Here is a 3,254-nt window from a genome sequence, read left to right as displayed (position 1 = left end):
TTGAAACCGTCATTGACGGGCGGGCTTGGACGCAACCGACTTTTGCCTATCAGGCTAAATGCCTAGTTTGGCTCAAAGATCATGCAAAGTCCTTGTCGGCGAACGACGCTGCGGCTTGCCGCGCGATCCTTGCAGGCACAGGATGCGAAGCGCTGTTCGATGCTAATTAAGAATATGTTTGGGGGAGACTGACGTCATGCTGAAGAAAATCCTGTTGGGTGGCTTAGTTGCCGTCGTAGGTTTGGGCGCGCTGGCCTATGTGAAGCGGGTAGACATTGTTCTGGCTTTAGCCGCTTCCCAAAAGCGCTCTGATATTCCCGAAAACAAGCCCATCGCTTGGATGCAGGGGCCTGCGGCAGCAGAAGCCACTGCGGGCGACCGCCCGCCCAATATCATTTTCATTCTCGCCGATGATTTGGGCTACAATGACATCTCCACCTTCGGCGGCGGTCTTGGTAATGGCAAAATCAAAACCCCCAATATCGACGCTTTAGCTTCCTCGGGTGTTGCATTCCGTCAGGCCTATTCGGGTACCGCAAGCTGTGCGCCATCGCGCGCCATGATCATGACCGGTCGCTATCCAACCCGCACGGGCTTTGAATTCACCCCGACGCCAGACGGCATGGGCCGGGTGGTGAAAATGGTAGCGGACTCCATGCGTGGTCAAAGCGGCATGCCGCCCGCCATCTATCATGCCGACCGTGTGGCCGAGATGCCCAAGTACGACAAGCAAGGCCTGCCCGGATCAGAAGTCACCATCGCCGAAGTTTTGAAGACGCGCGGCTATCACACGGTCCATATCGGCAAGTGGCACACAGGCCTTGGCCCAGAGTTTGGGGCAAATGCCCAAGGCTTTGACGAAAGCCTCTTGATGGCGAGCGGTCTGCATTTGCCCGAAGATGATCCAAATGCGGTCAATGCCAAGCTGGATTTTGACCCGATCGATAAGTTCCTCTGGGCTCGGATGGAATATGCGGCCTCTTACAATGATGGGGAATGGTTCAAGCCACGCGGCTATCTCGCTGATTATTGGACTGATGAGGCCATACAAGTCATCAAGGCCAATAAGAACCGGCCTTTCTTTATCAATTTGTCTCACTGGACCGTTCACACGCCCCTGCAAGCCACCAAGTCTGACTATGATGCGGTAGGGCCGATGAGCTCAGAGCGCGAACGGGTCTATGCGGCAATGATCACGGCACTTGACCGCAGTGTAGGCCGGATCGTTGCGACCTTGAAAGAACAGGGCATGGCCGACAATACCTTGATCGTATTTTCAAGCGACAATGGCGGGCCGGGCTATATTGGCTTGCCAGAGATCAACAAGCCTTACCGCGGCTGGAAACTCTCTTTGTTTGAAGGGGGCATTCGCGTGCCCATGTTCATGTCTTGGCCGGGCAAAATTCCAGCGGGCACACAAGTCCAAGCCCCTGTTGCTCACATTGATCTGATGCCAACATTGGCAGCAGCAGCAGGCGCTGCACTGCCCAAGGGCGTCGCGATTGATGGCGTCAACATTTTGCCGAACGCGGAAGGCAAGGCGGGAAATACACGTCCGCATGACACCATCTTCTGGCAAAGCGACGGCTACCGGGTTGTGCGCCACTTGGATTGGAAGTTGCAAGTGATCGAAAAGCCAAGTGCTGTTTATCTCTATGATCTCGCCACAGACCCAACAGAGAAAACCAATCTGGCTGCGGCCCGGCCAGAAATAGTCGCGCAATTGCGAAAGCTGTTGGACGATCATAAGGCCAGTGGTCGTAAGCCGCTTTATCCCGCCACGCTGGAAGGTCCGATCGCGATTGATCGGGCTTTAGGCACCAAGGCAACCAAAGACGACGTCATCGCTTATTGGCCGAATTAGCATTGGACAGAGGCGTGAAACCATTCTCCATCCACATCCCCCAATCCAAGCTCGATGATGTCCGTCAACGAGTTGAGGCCTTTCGCTGGCCCGACGTGCCAGCCGATGAAGGGGCGGAGGATTGGTCACGCGGAGCTTCCACCACCTGGCTAAGAGGGCTGCAGGACTATTGGCTCAATTCCTATGACTGGCGAGCGGTGGAGGCAGAGCTCAATCGCTTGCCGCAGTTTCAGGTCACGATTGACGGGCAAGACATCCACTTCCTGCACATTGTGGGGGAAGCGGGCGGCAAGCGGCCCCTCTTGCTGAGCCATGGCTGGCCGGGGTCACCGTTTGAGTTTCATAAAGTCATCGGCCCACTGGCTTTTCCATCCCAGCATGGCGGCAAGGCAGAAGATGCCTTTGACCTGATCATCCCCAGTCTGCCGGGCTATGGCTTTTCAGGCCGTCCCGCGCGCCCCATCGGCCCCCGCACGACGGCGGGCCTATTCCGCAAGCTGATGGTCGATGTTTTGGGATATGCTAACTTCATCGCTCAAGGTGGGGATTGGGGGTCTGTGGTCACGTCTTGGCTGGGACTTGACCATGCCGATGTGGTGTCTGGTATCCACCTCAATATGATGGGCCTGCGCCCAGATCTCTCGACGCTGAGCACGCCCGAGCGCGGCGCTTGGGCGCAGAAGTCTCAGGCTATGATGCAAATGGGCGGCGCCTATTTTCAGCTACAAACCACGCGCCCACAATTGCTGGCCATGGCGGTGAGCGACTCCCCATTTGGACAGGCGGCTTGGATCGTCGAGAAGTTTCAAAACTGGAGCGACCCGTCGCAGGGCAATCTCGACAAGATTTTTGGCAAACAGGACCTTTTGACCAACATCATGCACTATGTGCTGACCGATCGCTTCGCGACGTCGGTTTGGTTCTATCGTGGGGTGTTGGAAGAGGGCAGTGGCTATTTCCTCCAGCCCGGGCAACGCATTGAGGTGCCGACAGGCTTTGCCAATTTCCCGGGTGATAGCATCTTCCCCAATCCGCCCCGGGACTGGGTGGAGCTCGGCTATAATCTCCAACAATGGACGGATATGCCTCATGGTGGGCATTTCGCAGCCTTGGAAGCGCCAGACCTGTTCGTGCAGGATTTAACCAGCTTTGGGCGGCGTTTCGCCAGCTAAGGGCAGGTCCGCTAAAGAGCGGCCAATGCGATAGAAGCGGTCGGCGCGATGGGCTCGCAGTCCCGCTGCGTCCAGCGCGTCGAGCTTGTAGAGCTCTTTTTCAACCCCATCGCCCACGGCCTTCATCGCATTGGCGCGTGCGCGATGCGCGCCGCCCAAAGGTTCTGGGATGATGCCATCAATGACGCCAAAGCCTAATAGGTCTTGGGCCGTGATCT

At 56.8% G+C, this 3,254-nt stretch carries 2 protein-coding genes and 1 pseudogene; 2 read left to right on the top strand and 1 reads right to left on the bottom strand.

What is annotated here, in order from left to right; translation table 11 throughout:
• Positions 1 to 196: 196 nt before the first annotated feature.
• Entirely contained in the window at positions 197 to 1,864 is a 1,668-nt protein-coding gene (locus ACOVRA_RS03905) for a sulfatase (RefSeq protein WP_421719151.1), read from the top strand.
• 14 nt (positions 1,865 to 1,878) lie between these two features.
• Entirely contained in the window at positions 1,879 to 3,036 is a 1,158-nt protein-coding gene (locus tag ACOVRA_RS03900) for an epoxide hydrolase family protein (RefSeq protein ID WP_421719150.1), read from the top strand.
• Here ACOVRA_RS03900 and ACOVRA_RS03895 read toward each other — a convergent pair.
• Positions 3,004 to 3,254, bottom strand: a pseudogene (locus tag ACOVRA_RS03895) (hypothetical protein); the annotation flags it as partial. The gene ACOVRA_RS03900 and the pseudogene ACOVRA_RS03895 overlap by 33 nt on opposite strands.

It is taken from the genome of Aquidulcibacter sp., assembly GCF_049239865.1.
Taxonomy (GTDB): domain Bacteria; phylum Pseudomonadota; class Alphaproteobacteria; order Caulobacterales; family Aquidulcibacteraceae; genus Aquidulcibacter.
The sequence above is the reverse complement of the archived record's forward strand: the minus strand, read 5'-3'. Positions and strand labels throughout refer to the sequence as shown.